This is a genomic window from Phytohabitans houttuyneae, from assembly GCF_011764425.1.
Lineage (GTDB): Bacteria > Actinomycetota > Actinomycetes > Mycobacteriales > Micromonosporaceae > Phytohabitans > Phytohabitans houttuyneae.
This window is the reverse complement of record NZ_BLPF01000001.1, coordinates 746,824-766,236: the sequence shown is the minus strand read 5'-3', so window position 1 is coordinate 766,236 and position 19,413 is coordinate 746,824. Positions and strand designations below refer to the sequence as shown.

Genomic DNA, 19,413 nt, shown 5'->3' with positions numbered 1-19,413 from the left:
ACACTCGTGTCCTCTTCGCGTACGTCACTGTGGGGCGGCCGGTTCGCCGGCGGCCCCGCCGAGGCCCTGGCCCGGCTCTCCGTCAGCGTCCAGTTCGACTGGCGCCTCGCGCCCTACGACCTGGCCGCCTCCCGCGCGCACGCCCGCGTGCTCGCCGGGGCGGGACTGCTCGACGCCGACGAGCTGGGCCAGATGCTCGCCGCCCTGGACGACCTGGAGGCCGCCTGCGCCTCCGGTGCGTTCCGCCCGACCGTCGACGACGAGGACGTGCACACCGCGCTCGAACGCGGCCTGCTGGAGCGGCTCGGCACGCTGGGCGGCAAGCTGCGCGCCGGCCGCTCGCGCAACGACCAGGTCGCCACCGACCTGCGGCTCTACCTGCGCGACCACGCGCGCGGCGTGGCCACCAACCTGGTGCAGCTCGCCGACGCGCTGGTCGAGCAGGCCGAGCGGCACATCGACACGCCCGCGCCGGGCATGACGCACGTGCAGCACGCGCAGCCGGTGACGTTCGGGCACTGGCTGCTCGCCCACGTGCAGCCGCTGCTGCGCGACCTCGAACGCCTCCGCGACTGGGACGCCCGCGCCGCGATCAGCCCGCTCGGCGCCGGCGCGCTGGCCGGCTCGTCGCTGCCGCTCGACCCGGCCGGTGTGGCCAAGGAGCTGGGCTTCGACGCGCCCGCCGCCAACTCGATGGACGCGGTCGCCGACCGCGACTTCGTGGCCGAGTTCCTTTTCATCACCTCGCTGGTCGGCGTGCACCTGTCCCGGCTGGGGGAGGAGGTGGTGCTGTGGACGTCGCAGGAGTTCGGCTGGGTCGAGCTCGACGACGGCTTCGCCACCGGGTCGTCGATCATGCCGCAGAAGAAGAACGCGGACATCGCCGAGCTGGCCCGCGGCAAGGCCGGCCGCCTCATCGGCGGCCTGGTGACCGTGCTGACCATGCTCAAGGGCCTCCCGCTCACGTACGACCGTGACATGCAGGAGGACAAGGAGCCCGCCTTCGACGCGGTGGACACCCTTGACCTGGTGCTGCCGGCGCTCGCCGGCATGATCTCCACGATGACGGTACGGGTGGACCGCCTCGTCGCCGCCGCACCCGTCGGGTACACGCTGGCCACCGAGGTCGCCGACTGGCTGGTGCGCAAGGGCGTGCCGTTCCGCGAGGCGCACGAGGTGACCGGTCGCCTGGTGGCGCTCTGCGTGGCCCGCGAGTGCCAGCTCGACGAGGTCACCGACGACGAGCTGGCGCTGGTCAGCCCCCACCTCGACCCGAGCGTGCGCAACGTGCTGTCGGTGCGGTCCGCGCTGGCCGCCCGCATCACGCCCGGCTCCACCGGCCCCGGCCCGGTCGCCGACCAGCTCGCGTCCGTGGTGGACAAGCTGGACGGGTGGCGCGAGTGGGCGACCGCGCACGTCGTACCCCGCTGAGCGCGCTGCGCGACCTGCTCGCCGGCCCGGTGCTGCCGGCAGCGCGCGGCCTGCTGGGGTGCGAGCTGTCCGCCGGCGGGGTCACGGTCCGGATCACCGAGGTCGAGGCCTACGCGGGTACCGCCGGCGACCCCGCCTCACACGCGCACCGCGCACGGACGCCGAGGAACGCGGTGATGTTCGGCCCGGCCGGCCACCTCTACGTGTACTTCACGTACGGCATGCACTGGTGCGCCAACGTGGTCACGGGCATCGAGGGCGAGGCGTCCGCGGTGCTGCTGCGCGCCGGCTCCGTGGTGGCCGGCTCGGACGTCGCCGCGGAGCGCCGACGCTCCACGGTGGCGCGCGACCTGGCCCGCGGCCCGGCCCGTCTGTGCCAGGCGCTGGGCATAGACGGCACCGCCTACGGCGTAGACCTGCTCGCCCCCAGCTCGCCGGTGCGACTCAGCCCACCGACCGCCCCGGTGCCGGAGTCGCAGGTCGCCGCCGGCCCGCGGGTCGGGGTGACCGGCGCCCACGACCGCGAGTGGCGCTTCTGGATCGCGGACGACCCGACGGTCAGCGCTTACCGCCGCCACGTCCCCCGCAAGCGCCCGCAATAGCTCGCCCCACCCCCGCCGCGCTCCGTCGTGGTCGCGGGGCAGGCCGGCGCCCCGGCCCCGTCGCCGGTGGCAGGCGGTGGCCGCGCGGGCGGCTCTGAAGCTGGGCGCACCGATGCGCCCACGACGGCCGTCCCCGTCCGCGGCGAAGGCAGCAGCGCGGACGAAGGAGGATCCCGCACGCCGTCCAGAGCGAAGGAGCGGCGCCGACGGCCGCGGGGCAGCGTGGGACTGGCTTCTGCAGATGTGCCGCTGTGGGCAGTGAGGCCGCACCGGCGCTCGCCGAACTCCCGACCTGCGCCGCCAAGCCCCGCAGCTTCGTCACCGTCAGCGAAGTCCACCGGCCGCGGGCCGGCGCAACCTTCGAGATCTAGGCGAGTTGGTGCGCTACGTCAGCGCCTCGACTTTCGGATTAAGGATGTCCTGCTTCGGCGGATCTTCGTGGCGGGAGTGCGCAAGTCTGCCCGCAGGTCGGCACCGTCGTCGCGGTCAGTGACTGCCGATCAGGCGCAGGCGGTGTGAGCTTCGCAATCTTGGTGAGTTAGCGCGCCATTTCGACGCTAACTTGCCAAGATCTGCCGGAGCCGGCTCCTGGGCTGAGTTGGTGGCCACGGAGGGTGAGGCGGTGACCGCGAAAGGACTCCAGACGACGAACTCCGCAAGTCGTGCAGCGCTAACTCTCCAAGATCTGGGAAACGCGCAGTTTGCAGGTGAGCTGGCCGACCGCGCAGAGCGACACTCCGGGAGCCACGTCTGGGCCACGGGGACCTCGCAGGGCGCCCGGGGCGAAAGGGAGCCGCGCCGGCGACCGCCGCGCCACAGTGGACGGTGAGGCCGTCAGGGAACGGGTCTGGACCACGGCGGACATCCGCGCCGTCCAGGAAAGGGGGCGGCGTGCGCCACTGTGGATCGTGAGGCCGCGGGAGCAACGCGGCCCTCAGTGTGAAGTTCACCGGCCGCCTGCCCTGATCGATTGTCATGGACCGTGCGCCCAGCTTGAGAGCCGCCCGCGGGCCCTATGCCGGCGCTGACTTTCCGAGATCTGCGGGGAGCGGGCAGTTTGGGGTGAGCTGCCTGGCCGCGGAGGGTGAGGCCGCGGGAGCAACGGTCCGGACCACGGCGGACGTCGCGGTAGCTCGAAAATGCTCCTAATAGAAGCGCTCGACGGTGACCGGGATCAGGCCGTTGCGCCGCATCGCCTGGCGGGCGGCGCGGAGGTCGGCGCCCACGTTGACGCCCTCGGGGGCGGAGATGTCGACGCACCAGGCCAGGCCGTGGCCGATCAGCCGCAGCTGCGGGTGTGCGGCGCTGTCGAGTGGCTCGCCGGCGAAGAGGATGCGGTAGTACGGCGCGTCGGTGAGGCCGAGTCGCAGTGGCGGGGCCGTGTTGAGCGGTTCGTAGTCGTGCAGCCGGCGGCGTAGCTGGCTCTCGTCGGGCAGCTCGCCGCCGCCCAGCACCCGGAATGCCTCGGCCGCGCCCTGCCGCGTCGCGTAGGTCACCCGCGAGCGCAGGTCGGAGTCCTTGCGGATGCGCAGGCTCAGCGATGGTCCCCAGCCGCTGGTGGTCCAGGTCGCGCTGGCCAGGCCGGCGGCGGTGTGGTCGCCGGCCAGCACGAACTCCTCTACCACCACGGCCGCCGCACGGCCTCCGCCCTCCATGACGACGTAGTAGTCGAGGTCGGCCGTGGTCACGATCTCGCCCATGCGCCATAGTCTGCGGCTCGACGCGGCTCGTGGGAGCGTTCGCCACGCGGGTGGTTTGCGCACATGGATCGGCGAGTTGGGCTAGCCTCCTAGGACGCCCTAGGGGTGTGGCACCTGCCGGGCGGTACGCGCGTCGAAGGCGGTGTGTTGGTCTTCTCGTGGCGGTCGATGCCCAAGCCGGCGGCGACGTGGTCGTGGCGGGGGCGTGCGGCCGTGGTCGGCGGTGCGCTGCTGGCCACCTTCCCGGTCTGGCCGGGCGTCCAGCCGGGGGAGCCGGTCGCGGACGAGCTGCTCCCGCCCGCCGAGGTGGCCCTCCTCGTGCCGATCGTGCTGCTGTTTCCGCTGGCCTGGGCGCTGCTCGGCGGGCGGCGCCGGCCGGGCCTCGCGGTCGGGGCGGTCCTCGTCCTGGCCGTCGGCGTGTGGGCGGGTGGCACCGTCACGCTCGCCGGCTACGGCACGCCGCCGAGCGTGGACGACTCCTCGACGGCGTGCCGCCACCGCCCCGGGACGCCGTGCTTCCGTTCCCGCCCGGCGTCGTGCTGGTCAGCGAGGAGGCCGGCCGCTTCACGCTCACCGCGAGTGACGGCGCGGAGCAGCCGGCCCTCGTCCGGCGGGTTGGCGACCACCTGCGGGACGCCAAGGGGTGGCAGGTGACCTGGTACGACTTCACGTCCACGCCGGACATCCACTGCCGACCGGCCGGGCGGATCGTGAATCCGTACCGCCTGTGCGCCTGGTTTCTGGTCGAGCCGGGCCGGTCCACAGTGGAGCTCCGGCTCGGCTACTCCAACCCGTACGACCCGATCTTCTGATCAGAGCCAGTGGTTGTCGTGCTCCAGGTAGAAGGCGGCCTTCTCCTCCTCGGACTTGCCGGCCAGCTCGAGCAGGCCCTCGAAGTAGCCCTCGCGGGGCGCTCCCGGCGCGAAGTGCAGCAGCATCGACGCCGGCTCGCCGGACTCGTTGCGGAATCCGTGCACGCCCCCCGCTGGCACGTGCACGAAGTCGCCCGGAGTGCAGTCGATCCACTTGGTGCCGTCGTAGATGCGGATCGTTCCGGTGAGGATGTAGAAGGACTCGGAGATCGTGCGGTGGAAGTGCGGGTCGGGACCGCTCGGCGTCGGGCCCATCTCCCAGCGGTACATGCCGAACTGGCCCGCGGTCGAGGCCTGCGTGGCCAGGTAGTGGACGGCGCCGCCGGTCTTCGGGTACCTGAGCTCGGGCTCGTGGCCGTCGGGCCGGTAGGTGGCGGTGACCTCGCCGCTCTCGCCCGTGTACAGGGTCGGTGGATAGCTCATGATCCAGTTCTACACCGGAACGGTGGCCTCCACGTAGATACTCTCGTCATTGCGCAACACACGGTCGAGTTCGGCGACGTCCGGCCGTGCGCCGTCCCGGAAGGCCCGGCGCTCGATCGCGGTGTCGGGGAAGCCGGCGGAGACCAGCGCGTACGCCAGCTCCTCGTAGTCGTACAGCCACCGGTGGCCGTACAGGTAGAAGAGCTGGTTGAACATGAAGGCCCGCCGTGCCGGCATCGGCGGTCCCAGGCCGGCGGCGCGCATGCGGCCGCGGTGGCGGGAGAAGAACGTGTCGCCGCTGCGGTAACCGTCCACATAGGTCGCCAGGTCGGGGGTGGTGAGCCGGAGCACGCCGCCGGGCGCGAGGATCCGCCGCACCTCGGTGAGCCAGGCCGTGCCGGCGGTCAGCGAGACGTGCTCGATGAGGTGCTCGGCGTACACCCAGTCGACCGAACCGTCGGCGAAGGGGAGCGGCTCGCAGATGTCCAGCGCGGCGAAGAGCGCCTCGCCGTCCACCCGGTAGACCCGGCCGGGCACCGCCGCGGCGTCCGGGGAGCGCAGCGGCACCACGTCTGAGGCCAGGGCCGCGGGGTGGTGGCTCTTCCACGCGGCGAACTCGACGCCGGTCACGCCCAGGTCGCCGAGCGTGGTGCGGTCGTAGGGCGGCCGCGCGACCTCCTCCAGCTTGTCGCAGGCCGCGCCGTCCACGAGGAACGCGTCCATCCGCTCGCTCAGCTCCTCAGGCCGCCCCCAGTCCCACTCGGACACCCGCGCCACCCCCGTCCGGTTCCAGACCCTCGAAGTCCACAGTGGATGAGCACGCGTAGCCGAGCACCGGGTCCCGCGCGGCCACCACCACCCGCCGCGGCGTGCGGTCGGCGAGCTCGCCGGCGAGTGCCCACCAGACGCCCGTGTACGGCTGGCCGGGCACGGCGTCCACGGTGGACTCCACCGGCTCGCCGCGGCCGATCGTCACGGGGGAGATCCGCGCGACGCCTGAGTCGCCGCACAGCAGCGCGACCCCGGCGTGGCGGGCCGGCAGCGGCGCCGGAGCGGGCGGGTCGTAGTGCAGGGCGGCCTGCTCGACGACGATGACGAGCGAGCGCCGGTGCTCCGGGTACGACTGGGCGATCCGCAGCGCCGTGAAGCCCGCCGCGACGCCCTGGTCGCAGACGGCGAAGGCGAGCGGCTGCCCGGGGCACACGTGGCTCAGGTAGGTGGCGGTGGCCCGGCCGGGTCGCACGTCCGGCACCGCGAAGGCGAGCACCAGCAGGTCGACCGGCTCGTCCGGCCGCACCAGGTCGGCGATGAGGGCGGCGCCCATCTCGCCGTACGACTGGCCGCCGGCCGGTGGGTGCGGTGACACGCCGTACGGCTCCAGGAGATCGGCCAGGTAGTTGGCGAAGTGCGGGGCGTGCTCGGGGTGCGCGGTCCGCGCCGCGGGCTCGTCGAACACCCGGCGGGCGGCCCGCGCCAACCACAGCATCGTTCACTCCACCGGAATCAGGTGCCGCACGACGAAGTCGGCGAGTGTGCCCACCGTCGCGAAGTCTTCCCGGTCGATGTCCTCGACGTCGATCTGGAGCGCGAGGTCCTCCTCCAGCTCCAGCATCAGCTCCAGCGTGCTGGAGGAGCTCATGCCGAGGTCCTCCATCAGCCGGCTCTGCTCGGTCGGCTCGGGCATCTCCTTGCGCAGTACCCGCGGCAGCAGCATGCGGATGCTGTCGACGACCCGCGGCCGCAGGTCCGTGTCAAGCTGCTCCATGGCGCATCACCTCATCACAGTCAGTGTTCGAAGACCATCGCCGAGAACGTCGCTCCCCGCCCCGCGCCGGCCGCGGCGACCAGGTACCGGTCGCCGGGCCGCAGCAGTCCCCGCGCGCGGGCGGTCTGGTAGTTGACGAACGCGTCGGCGCAGAAGACGTGCGCGGTGAGCGGCACGTTGTCCAGCAGGACCCGGTCGATCGGATAGCCGATCCGGCGGCAGAGCCGCTGCCAGGCGACGATGTTCACGTTGTGCGGGAGCATCAGGCCGATGTCGTCCAGTGCCAGCCCGGCCCGCTCCACGGCGGTCCGGATCGTCGCCATCAGCGACTCCTGGTAGTCGTCCTGGAAGCGGCCGATGTCGGTGGTGACCTCGTCGTCGAAGTCGCCGCGCTGGCTGGCGGCGTACGCGAGGAGGCGGTCGCGGGGGCCGTCGTGCCGGATCAGGCAGGCCGACGAGCCCTCGCCGAAGACGGAGGTCTCCGGCACCACCCGCGCGTCGTAGGTGAACGCCTTCTCCCCGGCCACCACCAGCGCCAGCGAGTCGGGCGGCGCGCCGGCCAGCAGCCGCCCGGCGACGTCGATCGCGAGCAGCCCGGTGGCGCAGGCGTGGTGGGTGACGGTGAACGCGACCGCATGGTCGAGCCCGAGCAGCCGGCACATGGTGTCCAGCGGGTTGAGCGGGTACGGCACGACGACGGGGAACGTGCGTGCCCACAACACGTACCGCACGCGGTGCCGCACGGCGGGCAGCTCGTCCAGTTTGGACGCCGCGGCGAGGAGCAGGTCGAGGGGGGTCGTGCCGGGCGCGCGGCACACGTCCGAGAGCCGGTGGAAGCGGCGGAAGAGGCGCACCTGCATCTCGGTCAGGTCGAGCTCGCCGGCCAGCTCCTCGATCGGCACGCGGTGCTCCGGCAGGTAGGTGGCCACCGCCTCCAGCGCGGTCACCGGCTGCTCCCGCTCGCGGGTATCCCCGTGGTGGCCGCCGGGTCGAAGGCCGCCTCGACCGCGACCGCCTCCATGCCGCGCACGACGGCTTCGAGGTCGCCCGGTGACATGTAGTGGGTGTCGCCGGCGATCGTGATGGCCATCATGTCCGGCACGTCCTCGATGTGGGCGAACATCCGCTCGAACGAGGTGTCCCGCTGCCGGCTCCACTCGAACGTGCTGTGCGGCAGCGCCGCCCGCACCTGCTCGGGGGTGGGTGCCGGCCCGGCCTCCTGGTCGCGGACGTCGATGCGGCGGTCGTTGAAGAAGCAGGCGAGGTCGAGCTCCTCGCCGCGCTCGGCGGCCAGGCGGGCGACGAGGTCGTCCACATCGGACGGGTTGTAGTACGCGTGCTTGTAGGCGGCGATGGCCTGCCGCGCGGTGAGTCGCACCGCGTCGTCGATCGTGAGGCCGGCGAGGTCGATCGCGCAGATTCCGGTCTGGCTGAGCGGGCTCATCGAGCGGGCGAGCCCGGGGCGGAAGCGGTTGTTGACGACGACCTGCACGGCGACCGGGTTGATGCCGGTGTGCCGGCCCATCGCGATCGCGAACGTCGCGAGCAGCAGCGGCGACGCGTCCACTTTGGTGCGTGCGGCGAGCACCCGCAGTGCGAGGTGCGCGGCGGGGGAGCGGAACCGGGCCTCCCAGTGCCGCGGCGAGCGGGGCTCGTGGCGGTGCGGGAAGCGGCGGGCGGGCACCGTGGAGAGCACCTTCTCCCAGTACCGCAGCGCGGCCGCGTTCTGCCGCTGGCCGGCCGGGGACGACTGCCAGCGCACCTGCTCGCGCGGCGGCATGGCGGTGGGCTCCTCGGGCCGGGAGACGACCTCGTCCAGCATCACCAGGCCGCCGAACGCGTCCAGCACGAGGTGGCTCATCACGGTGACGAGGTGGGTGGGCACGCCGCGGTGGCGGATGATGGCGATCCAGATCGGAAGGCCGTGCACGAGGTCGTACTCGCCGTCCCAGTACCGCTGGCGCGCCGCGTCGGCCACGGCTGCGGGGTCCTCGTCGTCGGCGGCGTCGACCACCTCGACCTCGATCTCGCCGGAGCCGGCGACGACCTGCCGGGTGACGCCGTCCGGGTCGTACCGCAGCGTGGTGCGGAGGGTGGGGTAGCGGCCCATCATGTACCGCACCTCCTCCACCAGGTCCTCGACGGTGGTGCCGGCCGGCACCGCTCGGGCGTAGCCGATCGGCAGCCACCACTCCTGCCGCACCATCGCGGTCCAGATCTCGCGCTGTCCCCAGGCGAGATCCTCCACGCCGTCGCCGTCGGGTGGGTCGGCTTTGAACGGCACCGTGATCCGCTTCATGACGTCACCTTCTCCAGGACCCGCACCGAGGGATCGAATGCCGCTTCCACCGCGAGCGCCTCCATGCCGCGGACGCACGCCTCCATGTCGGCGGGCGACACGTGGTGGGTGTCGGCGAAGAGTTCGTAGTCGAGGGTGTCCTCGCCGTCGTTGATGGTGGCGAAGAGCCGTTCCACCGGCTTGTCCTGGCTTTCCCACCGCAGCCGGCTGCGGCCGAGCGCGTCCGTCACCTCCGCCGGGTCGGACGGCGGCGGCGCCTCGGTGACCTCGCGGGTGCCGAGCCTGCGGTCGTTGAAGAAGCAGGACAGGTCGATCTCCTCGCCCCGCTCGGCGGACACCTCCGCCACGAGCGCGTCGAGCGCCCGCGGGTCGTAGTAGGCGTACCGGTACGCGGCCATCGCCCGCCGGTGCACCCGGGTCAGCGCCTCGTCGAACGTGATGTCGCCGAGGTCGATCGCGCAGAGGCCGGTGTGCGTGATCGGGCTGACCGAGTCGGCCATGCCGCGCCGGAAGCGGTTGCTGGAGATGACGCGGGTCACCACCGGGCTGACGCGGGCGACGCGGGCCCAGGCGACGACGAAGAGCGCGAGCAGGATCGACGAAGTGTCCACTGTGGTGCGCTCGCGGATGGCGCGCACAGCCAGGAGGGTGGCGGGGGAGTCGAGCCGGACCTGCCAGTACCGCGGCTCGCGCGGGTCGGCCGGCCCGGGGAAGCGGCGCGCGGGGATCGTGCGCAGCATGCCTTCCCAGCGGCGCAGCACGGCGGCGTGCTCGCGCTGCCCGGCCGGTGACGCCTCCCAGCGTGCCTGCGCCATTGGCTCCAGCGCCGTGACCGGCGGCACGGGCTTGCGGCCGTGCACGAGGTCGAGGTCTTCGATCTCGCGGACGATGACCAGCGCGCCGAAGCCGTCGCTGACCAGGTGGCAGAGGATGACCACCTGGTGGGTGGGGACGCCGCGGTGCCGGACGACCGCCATCCGCACCGGCCAGTCGCGGGCGAAGTCGTGGTCGGCCTCGCAGAACCGCTGCCGCACCGACTCGGCCACGGCGGCGGGATCCTCGTCGTCGGCGGCGTCGACGACCTCCAGGTCGATCTCGCCGGACGCGGCGACCACCTGGCGGTCGTGGCCGTCCGGGTCGCGCCGCACCCGGGTGCGCATCGACTGGTACCGCCCCATCATGAAGCGCAGCTGAGCGACCGCATCGTCCACTGTGGTCCCGGCCGGCACCGGCAGCGCGTAGCCCATCGGCATCCAGCTGTGCTGGCGCCGCATGGCCTCCCACAGCTCGCGCTGGCCCCACGACAGCTCCTCGACACCGCTGCCGCCGCCCTCGAACCTCACCGTGACGCGATGGCTCATCATCGGCAGGAGTCTAAGTAGACGGAGCTTGACTCCCGGTCGAAGTACGAGCGGAGGTGGGCTCGACGTCCGGTCAAGGCGCTTGTTGCCGGTCGATGACAGGCCATACCGTCCCTCCCGTGAAACTCGCCCGCGACACGTGGCTGGTCTTCCAGGCCCAGATGTCCCTGATGCTGCGCAGCCGCACGTGGCTCATCTTCGGCCTCGCCCAGCCGATCACCTACCTCGTGCTCTTCGCGCCGATGCTCAAGCCGGCGCTGGCCTCGATGGGCGCCGACAGCTACGGCGACGCGTACCGGGTGTACGTGCCCGGCCTGCTCGTCGTTATGTGCCTGTACGGCGGCCTTTTCACCGGCTTCGGCCTGCTCGCCGAGCTGCGCGCCGGCATCATCGAGCGGGCCAGGGTGACGCCGGTGAGCCGGTCCGCGCTGCTGCTCGGGCGGGCCCTGCGCGACGTCGCGTCGCTGCTGGTGCAGGCGCTCATCATCACCGCCATCGCGGTGCCGTTCGGGCTCTCCGTCGGCGTGCTCGACCTGCTGCTGGCGTACCTGCTGCTGTGCGTCATCGCGCTGATGACCACGTCCGTGTCGTACGCGGTGACGCTGATCGTGCGCAAGGAGGGCGCGCTGGGCCCGGTGATGAACACCGTGGCGCAGCCGGTGGCGCTGCTGGCCGGCGTGCTGCTGCCGGTGGCGCTGGCGCCCGCGTGGATCCAGGCCATCGCCGACTGGAACCCGTTCTACTGGGTCACCAACGGGATGCGATCCCTCTTCGAGGGAAACACCGGCGACACCGCCATCTGGCAGGGGCTGGTCGGCGTCACCGTGCTCGCCACGGTCGCCATCGCCTGGTCCACAAGGCTTTTCACCCGCACGATCCGCTGAGTCCGTGCGATCCGGTAACGGGACGGAGACCACCATGAAGAACATCCGAGCCGCCCTCGTCGCCGACCCGGAGCTGGGCACCGGCAACGTGCTGCCGAAGCTGCGCGAGCACGGCGCCGACCCCGACGGGCCGGGCATCACCTTCGACACTCCGGTGGACGGGCGGCCGGCGTACGAGCCGCTGACCCTCGGCGCACTGGAGGAGCGGGCCGCCGCGCGGGCCGCGTGGCTGTACGCGCACGGCGTGCGCCCGCGCGACCCGGTGGCCGTCTACGTCACCTCGGCCGCCGACGTGTTCCTGAACTTTTTCGCGCTCGCGCGCATCGGCGCGATCCCCGCGCTGATGAACGGCAACATGCCGGCCGAGGTCGCGCCCGGCTTCGTCGAGCGGCTGCGGGCCGAGTACGTGATCGTGGACGAGGCGCACCGCGCGACGCTGTCCGGCTTCCGGACGATCGACGCGGAGCAGACCGGCACCGGGGACCCGGCGCAGGCGCCGCCGTACTACCGGCACCACGCCGACGACCCGGTCGCCATCACGCACTCCTCCGGCACCACGCGGGTGCCGGCGGCGGTCGTGCACTCGCACGCCAGCCTGTTCGCCGCGATCCGGCGCGTGCGCCTGCTCGAGCCTCGCCCCAGTTACGCGGTCCGCGAGATGTCGGTGATGCCGGCCGCGCACGCCGCCGGCATCATCACCGTCAACCAGGCGCTGTGCAACCGGTACGAGCTGCTGTTCCTGTCCGCGCAGGGCGGCGAGTTCGCCAGCAGCGGGGCGGCGGTGCTGGACGCGATCGAGCGGTGGCGGCCGACCGGGGTGTTCGGGTTCGCGGTCACGTGGGCGGAGCTCGCCCGGCACGACCTCGCCGCCCGTGATCTGGACTCGATCAAGGTTTGGTTCAACACGGGCGACTCGGCGCACGAGGCGCACATCCGCCGGCTCGTCGCGGTCGGCAGCCACCAGCGGTACACACCGGACGGTCCGCTCAGCGTGCCCGGCTCGCGGTTCATCGACGGGATCGGCTCGACCGAGATGGGGCACTCGGCGTTCCACATCACACACACGTCCGAGAGTGAGCGCTACGGGCGGTGCGTCGGCCGGCCGTACCCGTTCGCCGAGGTCGCCCTCCTGGACCTCGCGACCGGTGCGGAGGTGCCGGTCGGCTCGGTCGGGCACGTGGGCCTGAAGTCGCCCACGCTCGCGCCCGGCTACTGGAACGACTCGGTGACCACCTACCGCACCCGGTTCGGCGGCTACTACCTGACCGGCGACCTGATGTACCGGGACGCGGACGGCTTCTACTACCACGTCGACCGGGCCGTGGACGCGGTGGATCTCGGCGACGGCGACTGGCTCTACACGGCACAGTCGGAGGAGCGGATCCTCGTGCGCTGCCCTGACGTGCGCGACTGCACAGTGGTCGCCGGCCGCGAGGACGGGCGGGTGGTCACCGACGTGCTGTTGATGCTGGCCGCCGGCGCGGACCCGGACGTCGACCGGACCGCCGCGGTGCGCGAGTCGCTCACCCCGGCGGCGGCCGCGACCCTGCGCCGGGTGGTGGCTGTGCCCGACGGCGAGATCGTGGTAGGCCCGACCGGCAAGGTGCGCAAGTTCCTCATGCGCCAGCGTCACCTCGCCGCCGCCGCGACCGCATAAGACCAGGTAACCGACCGGCCGGGGGTACATCACCCGGCCGGTCAGTATTTCAGCGACCTTGCGCACTGCATCCTGCATCCGGTGGCCGCCATAGACCTGCATCACTGGTGATCGAAGCCTAAATCCGGATATCTACGGCGCGCTGGCATTAGTGATCGATGCCCGCCACTGGTCGGGTTAGGCACAAGTCCCTCGATCAGCCAAACAAATGCCGCCCACTCTCCGGGATTGAGGGGTCACTACTCTGGCAGAAACAGGCCCGCACTCGGGTACATTGCTGATCACCCAAGCGCGCGCACGTTTCCCCGGAGGTCCATGTCAATGTCTTATGTCATGGGAAGGGACCTGGAAATAAGGGTCCTGGGACCATTGATGCTCACATGTGGTGATTCCACTGCCACCCCTACCGCACCCAAGCCGCGCTCAGTCCTGGCGCTGCTGCTGCTACAGGCAAACCAGACAGTGCCGGTGAGCGCCCTCATCCAGGAGCTGTGGGGCCACGAGCCCCCGGCCAGTGCTCTGACCACTCTCCAGACGTACGTCCTGCACCTGCGCAAGCTCTTCAGCTCCGCCCTGTCGATGCCCGCGTCCGAGGTTGCCAAGAGCGTCCTCGTGACCACCCCCGGCGGCTACCTCTTCCGCAGCATCTCCGACGACTTCGACCTGGCGCGCTACGAGCGGCTCTCCGGCGAGGGCCGCCAGGCGCTCGCCGCCGGACAAAACGGCCTCGCGGCCGAGCGGCTGACCCAGGCACAGTCGCTCTGGCGCGGTCCGGCACTGACCGACGTGCGGGCCGGACCGCTCCTGCAACCGCAGGTCAAACGGCTGGAGGAGTCCCGGCTCACCACCGTCGAGCAGGGCATCGAGGCCCGGCTGCGGCTGGGCCGTCACCAGGAGGTGCTCTCCGACCTGGCCGGCATGATGGCGGAGCACCGGCTGCACGAAAACCTGCACGCCCAGTTCATGGTGGCCCTGCACCGCAGCGGTCGCCGGCAGGAGGCGCTGCGGGTCTTCCAGCAGTTGCGCACCACCATGACCGAGGAGCTCGGGCTGGAGCCGTCCAAACGGCTGCACCTGTTGCAACAGGCGATCCTCAGCGACGACCCCGCGCTCGAGGTGGCTCCCCGCACCGACGGGCTCGCGCAGCTACTCGACCAGATCACCGTCAGGTGAGTGGTCGCGCGCCCGGCAAAAGGCCGTCTCGCGGCCACGTCGACAATCGCTAGAAGCTGGGAAGATCCCCTCTCGCGATTGTGTAGTGGCCGCCTCGTGAATGGATCACAGATACGAACAGTAAGTAGGCCGCCGACGATGTCGGCCAAGTTTTCGCAGCTTGGGAGATCGGGCCGGAAGGCCGCTTAGGCGCGCGACCGCGAAGCGTCGCCGCCGGGCGGCCTTTCGGCTTGTTTGACGCTGCAGAATTGCGCTGTTAGCGTTCGGGCCCACCGCCGCCCAAACAACAGCGGAAAAATCGCGGCGTGAATTCTTTCTTTGGGGGCATTGTGTTTCCAGGTGCGCCGTCCGGCATCTCTGTCGACCCATTTGACGGGGATTGGGTGGGCGACTATCTGCTCGCCGGGCGCGACGACCAGCAGTGCCTCCGGCTTGGCGCGCCGGTCACCCGCCGCGAGCTGCGGCGGCGCGTCGCGGCAAGGGCCACCGACCTCCGCGCGGCCGGCCTGCGCGCGGGCGGCACGGTCGCGCTGCGGCTGCCACCCGGGATGTTGTACGCCGAGAGCCTGCTCGCCGCCTGGACCGTGGGCGCCCAGGTCGCTCTTCTGGACCACCGGCTCACCCAGCACGAGGTCGACCGGGCCCTCGCCCGGATCGCTCCGCAGCTGGTCGTGTCCATGTCGGACGGTGCGCCGGTCGCCGTCCCGCACCCGGGCCGCCCCGCGCAGACCCCGCACGCGCTGCTGCAGCTCAGCTCCGGCTCCACCGGACCGTCCAAGGTGATCGGTCGCACCTCGGCGAGCCTTGTGTCCGAGGTGGAGCGCTACCGGCTCATCGACGGCGTGCCCGAGCCGGGCGAGCGGACCGTGCTGCTCGCCTCCACCGTCCACGTGCTCGGCCTGGTCGGCGGCCTGCTGTACGGGCTGCACACCGGCGTGACCCTCGTCGTGCCCAGCTTCCTGTCCACCGACGCCGTCCTCGACGCGGTGGCGTCCGGTCCGGAGCCGGCCACGGTCATCGGCGTGCCGTTCCACATCGAGTTCCTGGCCGCGGCCGACCGCGCCCGGCACCTGCCCCAGCTCAAGCGGATGACCGTCGGCGGCGAGCTGGTCCGGCCCGCCGTCCGCGAGGCGTTCGCGGCCCGCTGGTCCGTGCCGCTCGGAAACATGTACGGGATGACCGAGGCCGGCGTCATCGCGACCGACCTCTTCGGACAGAACCGGCCGGCGCTCGCCCCCGCGCCCGGCATGACCCTGCGCGCCGAGGGCGGCGAGGTCCTGCTGGCGGCCGAGGCGAGCCCGTACGTGGGGCTGAGCGACCCGACCCGCTGGGTGGACGGCTGGCTGCACACCCGGGACGCCGGCGAGGTCGACCCGCACACCGGCCTGGTGACGATCCGCGGCCGCCTCGACTCCCAGGTCTCCGTCGGCGGGCTCAAGGTCGACCTGACCGAGGTCGAGCAGGTGCTCGCCACCCTGCCCGGCGTGGTCGAGGCCGTGGTCGCGTGGGACGGCGCGGTCGAGGCGTTCATCGTGCACGAGTCGGGCGCGGACGGGCTGCCGGCGCTGAAGGAGGCCCTCGCCCAGCGGCTGGCCGGCTACAAGCGTCCGCGCCGGCTCACGCTCGTGCCGAAGCTGCCCCGCACGGCCACCGGAAAGCTCGTCCGCAGTGTCCCCGACCTCCGCGCTTCAGCAAACCCCACCCGCCTGAAAGGAGACGCCGCCGATGTCCACTGATGTCGTCGCGTTCACCATCGAGTCCCTACGCCAGATGAACTTCGACGTCGACGGCGCGGGCGCCGACACGGTCTTCGGGCCGGCCGGCGTCGACCTCGACTCCCTCGCCGTCGCCGAGCTCGCCCTGCGGGTCGAGGACGCGTACGGCGTGAAGTTCGGCGAGGAGGACATGGAGCGGGTGGCCATCATGACGCTCGGCGAGTTCGCCGCCGACGTCACCGCCCGCTCGGCCGCTCTGGACGGTGTAGCGAAGTGACCGCAGCGGCCCGGCATCGCGCGGTCATCACCGGGATCGGGCTGCTCACCCCGCTCGGTGCCGACGCCGCCGGGTTCTTCGACGCGGTGTGCACCGGCCGGACCGGGCTGCGCAGGCCGCCGGACACCCACCCGGTCGCCGGGATCCTCGACGCGGCCGGCTTCGCGCCGGACATCGACCCGGCCACCGTGCTCCCGCCGTCCGAGGCGCGGCGCGTCGACAGGTTCGTGGTGCTCGCCATGGCCGCCGCCGACATCGCGCTCGCCGACGCGGGCGTCGAGGTGGGGCGGGAGGCCGACCCGGCACGCACCGCGGTCGTGCTGGCCAACGCGTTCGGCGGGCTCGGCATGTTCGAGGCGGAGGCGGTCGCCCGGTCGGAGCGAGCCCGGGAGGGGAGCGGGCACACCGCGGTCACCCCGTACCTGCTGGCCGGGATGCTGCCCAACATGGCCACCGCCCGGATCGCCATCAAGCACGGGGTGCGCGGCTACAGCTCGACCATCTCCACCGCCTGCGCCTCCGGCGCGTACGCGGTCGCCGAGGCGCTGCGGCTCATCCGCGAAGGGCTCGCCGACGTGGTCGTCTGCGGCGGCGCCGAGGCACCGCTGCTGCCCACGGCCGCCACCACGTTCCGCAACTCGCGGGCGCTCGCCGGCGGCTGGGCCGACCCGGCCGAGGCGAGCCGCCCGTTCGACCGGAGGCGCAACGGCTTCGTGCTCGGCGAGGGCGCGGGGGCGCTGGTCGTCGAGCGGGCCGAGCACGCCGCCGCCCGCGGCCGCCCGGCGTACGCCGAGGTCGCCGGCTGGGGCGTGGCCACCGACGCGTACCACCCGACCGCACCGCGGGCCGACGGCACCGGCGCAGCGTCGGCGATGCGCCTGGCCCTGGCCGACGCCGGGCTGGCACCGGCCGACATCGGCTACGTCAACGCGCACGGCACCGGCACGACGCGGGGCGACGCCGCCGAGGCCCTGGCCATCCGGGCCGTCTTCGGCGCGCACACGCCGGCGGTCAGCTCGGTCAAGGGCGTCACCGGCCACCTGCTCGCCGCCGCCGGCGCGGTGGAGGCCGCCGCGACCGCGCTCGCGCTGCGCCGGGGGGTGCTGCCGCCCACTTACAACCTCGACGACCCCGATCCCGAGTGCGACCTCGACCACGTCCGCAAGGCACCCCGCGAGGCGGCCGTCCGGGTCGCGCTCTCCAACTCGTTCGCGTTCGGCGGGCACAACGTCAGCCTCGCGCTCGCCCACCCCGGAGGTCCCTGATGACGACCGTCGACCACGTCGAGTTCTACGCCGCGGACGCGGAGGAGACGGCCCGGCTGCTCCGCACGGCGTACGGGTTCACCCGCCTCGGCGAGAGCGGTGCCGGCCTGCCCGGCCAGCGCACGGTCCTGCTCGGCCAGGGCGGCATCCGCCTGCTCGTCACCGCCGCGACCGACCCCGCGCACCCGGTCGCCGCGCACGTCGAGCGGCACGGCGACGGGGTGGCCCGGATCGGCCTGCGGGTCGCCGACGCCACCGCGGCGTACACGGAGGCGGTCGCCCGCGGCGCGGCACCGGTCGCCGAGCCGCGGGTCTGGTCCCGGGGGAGTGCCGAGGTGGTGACCGCCGAGATCGGCGGGCCGGGCGCCCTCGCGCACCGGTTCGTCGAGCGGCGCGGCGAGCCCGGCGCCTTCCTGCCCGGCGGCGTCGAGCCGCTCGCTCCCGCTCCCGCCACCGGCCCGGACCTGCTGGAGGTCGTCGACCACACCGCGCTCTGCGTGGCCGGCGGCGCGCTGGAGGAGACGGTCCGCTTCTACACCGAGGTCTTCGGGTTCAAGGAGATCTTCGAGGAGCGGGTGGAGGTCGGCGACCAGGCGATGGACTCCAAGGTGGTGCAGAGCGAGTCGGGCGAGGTCACCTTCACGATCGTGTCGCCCGACCCGGCGATGCGCCCCGGCCAGCTCGACGACTTCCTGCGCGCCAACGGCGGCGCCGGCGTGCAGCACCTGGCGCTGAGCACCCGCGACATCGCCGGCGCGGTCGCCACGCTGGGCGCGCGCGGGGTGCGCTTCCTGCGGACGCCGGACAGCTACTACGACGCGATCGAGCGGCGGCTCGGCGAGGTCAGCCTCTCCGTCGCCGCGCTGCGCGCCGGCAACATCCTTGTCGACCGCGACCACTGGGGCGAGATGTTCCAGATCTTCACCGAGTCCACGGTGGAGCGTCGCACGTTCTTCTTCGAGCTCATCGAGCGGCACGGGGCGCTCACGTTCGGCAGCAACAACATCAAGGCCTTGTACGAGGCCAAGGAACGGGCGCGGGCCGCCGCCGAAGCGCGGGCCTGACCGTCCGGAAGGGACCGAGATGACCACCACGATCCCCGTGGAGGAGGACCTCCTGCCGTCCGAGGCCGACGTGCGGTCGTACGAGGAGCACGGCTGGTACCTGTCCAAGAAGCTGTTCACCGACGACGAGGTCGACGCGCTGGTGAGCGCGAGCGAGGCGTTCTACGCCGGCGCCCGCGACCGCCGGCTCGGCAAACGACCGTCCACTTTGGCCTACTGGGAGCCGTCCGACGGGGCGGTACAGCGGCACAACGACTACATCCACTACGAGAGCGACCCGATCGCGGCGATCCTGCGCAAGCCGATCGTCGGCGCGGTCGCGGCGCGGCTGGCCCGGACGGACGAGATCCGCCTGTTCCAGTCCACGCTCATCTACAAGCCGCCGCGCCCGGACGAGCCGAGCAACCTGGTGCCCTGGCACTTCGACCGGCACTACTGGCAGACCTGTACGTCCGACAACATGCTGACGGCGTTCATCCCGTTTCACCACTGCGACGAGGAGATGGGCACCATCACGATGGTGGACGGCAGCCACCGGTGGAAGGAGATCGGCGGCGGCGACAGCACCAGCCGGCACTTCGCGCACCGGGACGCGGCCGAGCTCGACGAGCTGCTCCGGGAGAACGCCCGGTACAACGGCGTCGAGCTGCGCACGGTGCCGATGGTGATACCCAAGGGGCACATGAGCTTCCACCACTGCCGCACGTACCACGGCAGCGGCGCCAACCGCTCCAGCCGCCCCCGCCGGGCGATCTCGCTCCACCTGCAGGACGGCGACAACCGTTACCGGCGGCACCTGCTGTCGGACGGCACACCCGTCACGTACAACCACGAGCATTTCGTCCGCCGTGCCGAGGACGGCATGCCCGACTACAGCGATCCCGACTTCTGCCCGGTGCTCTGGACGTCGAACGGCTGAGGAGGT

At 72.3% G+C, this 19,413-nt stretch carries 20 protein-coding genes; 12 read left to right on the top strand and 8 right to left on the bottom strand.

The genetic code is table 11. From position 1 onward, the window contains the following. Positions 1-6 precede the first annotated feature (6 nt). Together argH and Phou_RS03490 are read left to right on the top strand one after the other, a co-directional pair. Positions 7-1,431, top strand: a complete 1,425-nt coding sequence (argH, locus tag Phou_RS03495; protein WP_246273187.1) for an argininosuccinate lyase — start codon at positions 7-9, stop codon at positions 1,429-1,431. Then, on the top strand, positions 1,401-2,033 hold the full coding sequence (locus Phou_RS03490; RefSeq protein WP_173053470.1) for a DNA-3-methyladenine glycosylase: 633 nt from the start codon (positions 1,401-1,403) through the stop codon (positions 2,031-2,033). Before argH ends, Phou_RS03490 begins: the two co-directional genes overlap by 31 nt. 1,145 nt (positions 2,034-3,178) lie before the next feature. On the opposite strand, the gene Phou_RS03485 is transcribed toward Phou_RS03490, so the two are convergent. Beyond that, the gene (locus Phou_RS03485) at positions 3,179-3,733 is read right to left on the bottom strand and encodes a hypothetical protein (RefSeq protein WP_173053468.1); all 555 of its coding nucleotides are present in this window, start codon (positions 3,731-3,733) and stop codon (positions 3,179-3,181) included. 168 nt (positions 3,734-3,901) lie between these two features. On the opposite strand from Phou_RS03485, the gene Phou_RS03480 reads away from it, so the two are divergent. Together Phou_RS03480 and Phou_RS03475 are read left to right on the top strand one after the other, a co-directional pair. Continuing rightward, positions 3,902-4,387, top strand: a complete 486-nt coding sequence (locus tag Phou_RS03480) for a hypothetical protein (protein WP_218578694.1) — start codon at positions 3,902-3,904, stop codon at positions 4,385-4,387. Beyond that, complete coding sequence (locus Phou_RS03475; RefSeq protein WP_173053464.1) at positions 4,384-4,545, top strand: hypothetical protein; 162 nt, start codon at positions 4,384-4,386, stop codon at positions 4,543-4,545. Before Phou_RS03480 ends, Phou_RS03475 begins: the two co-directional genes overlap by 4 nt. Here Phou_RS03475 and Phou_RS03470 read toward each other — a convergent pair whose 3' ends face one another. Genes Phou_RS03470 through Phou_RS03440 form a run of 7 tightly spaced genes read right to left on the bottom strand, consistent with a single transcriptional unit; the run spans position 4,546 to position 10,456 of the window. Further along, the gene (locus tag Phou_RS03470) at positions 4,546-5,028 is read right to left on the bottom strand and encodes a cupin domain-containing protein (RefSeq protein WP_173053462.1); all 483 of its coding nucleotides are present in this window, start codon (positions 5,026-5,028) and stop codon (positions 4,546-4,548) included. A 9-nt stretch (positions 5,029-5,037) separates the two neighbouring features. Beyond that, positions 5,038-5,796, bottom strand: coding sequence for a methyltransferase domain-containing protein (locus tag Phou_RS03465; RefSeq protein ID WP_246273185.1), 759 nt, complete (start codon positions 5,794-5,796; stop codon positions 5,038-5,040). Next, positions 5,768-6,514: a 2-hydroxy-acid oxidase gene (locus Phou_RS03460; RefSeq protein ID WP_173053460.1), complete on the bottom strand. Its 747-nt coding sequence runs from the start codon at positions 6,512-6,514 to the stop codon at positions 5,768-5,770. Before Phou_RS03460 ends, Phou_RS03465 begins: the two co-directional genes overlap by 29 nt. A 3-nt stretch (positions 6,515-6,517) precedes the next feature. After that, the gene (locus tag Phou_RS03455) at positions 6,518-6,793 is read right to left on the bottom strand and encodes a phosphopantetheine-binding protein (RefSeq protein WP_173053458.1); all 276 of its coding nucleotides are present in this window, start codon (positions 6,791-6,793) and stop codon (positions 6,518-6,520) included. Between the two features lie 20 nt (positions 6,794-6,813). Next, positions 6,814-7,740 (bottom strand): 3-oxoacyl-[acyl-carrier-protein] synthase III C-terminal domain-containing protein, encoded by a 927-nt coding sequence (locus Phou_RS03450; protein ID WP_173053456.1) that lies wholly within the window; start codon positions 7,738-7,740, stop codon positions 6,814-6,816. Continuing rightward, the gene (locus tag Phou_RS03445; protein ID WP_173053454.1) at positions 7,737-9,092 is read right to left on the bottom strand and encodes a condensation domain-containing protein; all 1,356 of its coding nucleotides are present in this window, start codon (positions 9,090-9,092) and stop codon (positions 7,737-7,739) included. Before Phou_RS03445 ends, Phou_RS03450 begins: the two co-directional genes overlap by 4 nt. After that, positions 9,089-10,456, bottom strand: coding sequence for a condensation domain-containing protein (locus Phou_RS03440; RefSeq protein WP_173053452.1), 1,368 nt, complete (start codon positions 10,454-10,456; stop codon positions 9,089-9,091). Before Phou_RS03440 ends, Phou_RS03445 begins: the two co-directional genes overlap by 4 nt. 116 nt (positions 10,457-10,572) lie before the next feature. On the opposite strand from Phou_RS03440, the gene Phou_RS03435 reads away from it, so the two are divergent. The 8 genes from Phou_RS03435 (at position 10,573) to Phou_RS03400 (ending at position 19,407) form a co-directional block, all read left to right on the top strand. Then, complete coding sequence (locus Phou_RS03435; RefSeq protein ID WP_173053450.1) at positions 10,573-11,337, top strand: ABC transporter permease; 765 nt, start codon at positions 10,573-10,575, stop codon at positions 11,335-11,337. Positions 11,338-11,371: 34 nt separating this feature from the next. After that, entirely contained in the window at positions 11,372-12,994 is a 1,623-nt protein-coding gene (locus tag Phou_RS03430) for a class I adenylate-forming enzyme family protein (RefSeq protein ID WP_173053448.1), read from the top strand. Between the two features lie 315 nt (positions 12,995-13,309). Continuing rightward, the gene (locus tag Phou_RS03425) at positions 13,310-14,167 is read left to right on the top strand and encodes an AfsR/SARP family transcriptional regulator (RefSeq protein WP_308784387.1); all 858 of its coding nucleotides are present in this window, start codon (positions 13,310-13,312) and stop codon (positions 14,165-14,167) included. Between the two features lie 383 nt (positions 14,168-14,550). Beyond that, positions 14,551-15,903 (top strand): class I adenylate-forming enzyme family protein, encoded by a 1,353-nt coding sequence (locus tag Phou_RS03420; RefSeq protein ID WP_371872074.1) that lies wholly within the window; start codon positions 14,551-14,553, stop codon positions 15,901-15,903. Further along, entirely contained in the window at positions 15,893-16,159 is a 267-nt protein-coding gene (locus Phou_RS03415) for a phosphopantetheine-binding protein (protein WP_173053446.1), read from the top strand. Before Phou_RS03420 ends, Phou_RS03415 begins: the two co-directional genes overlap by 11 nt. Continuing rightward, positions 16,156-17,424 carry a beta-ketoacyl-[acyl-carrier-protein] synthase family protein gene (locus Phou_RS03410; RefSeq protein WP_173053444.1) on the top strand — a complete coding sequence of 423 codons (1,269 nt, stop codon included), beginning with the start codon at positions 16,156-16,158 and terminating at the stop codon, positions 17,422-17,424. Before Phou_RS03415 ends, Phou_RS03410 begins: the two co-directional genes overlap by 4 nt. Continuing rightward, on the top strand, positions 17,424-18,488 hold the full coding sequence (gene hppD / locus Phou_RS03405; protein WP_173053441.1) for a 4-hydroxyphenylpyruvate dioxygenase: 1,065 nt from the start codon (positions 17,424-17,426) through the stop codon (positions 18,486-18,488). Before Phou_RS03410 ends, hppD begins: the two co-directional genes overlap by 1 nt. Before the next feature lie 19 nt (positions 18,489-18,507). Beyond that, positions 18,508-19,407: a phytanoyl-CoA dioxygenase family protein gene (locus Phou_RS03400; protein ID WP_173053439.1), complete on the top strand. Its 900-nt coding sequence runs from the start codon at positions 18,508-18,510 to the stop codon at positions 19,405-19,407. Positions 19,408-19,413: the final 6 nt, after the last annotated feature.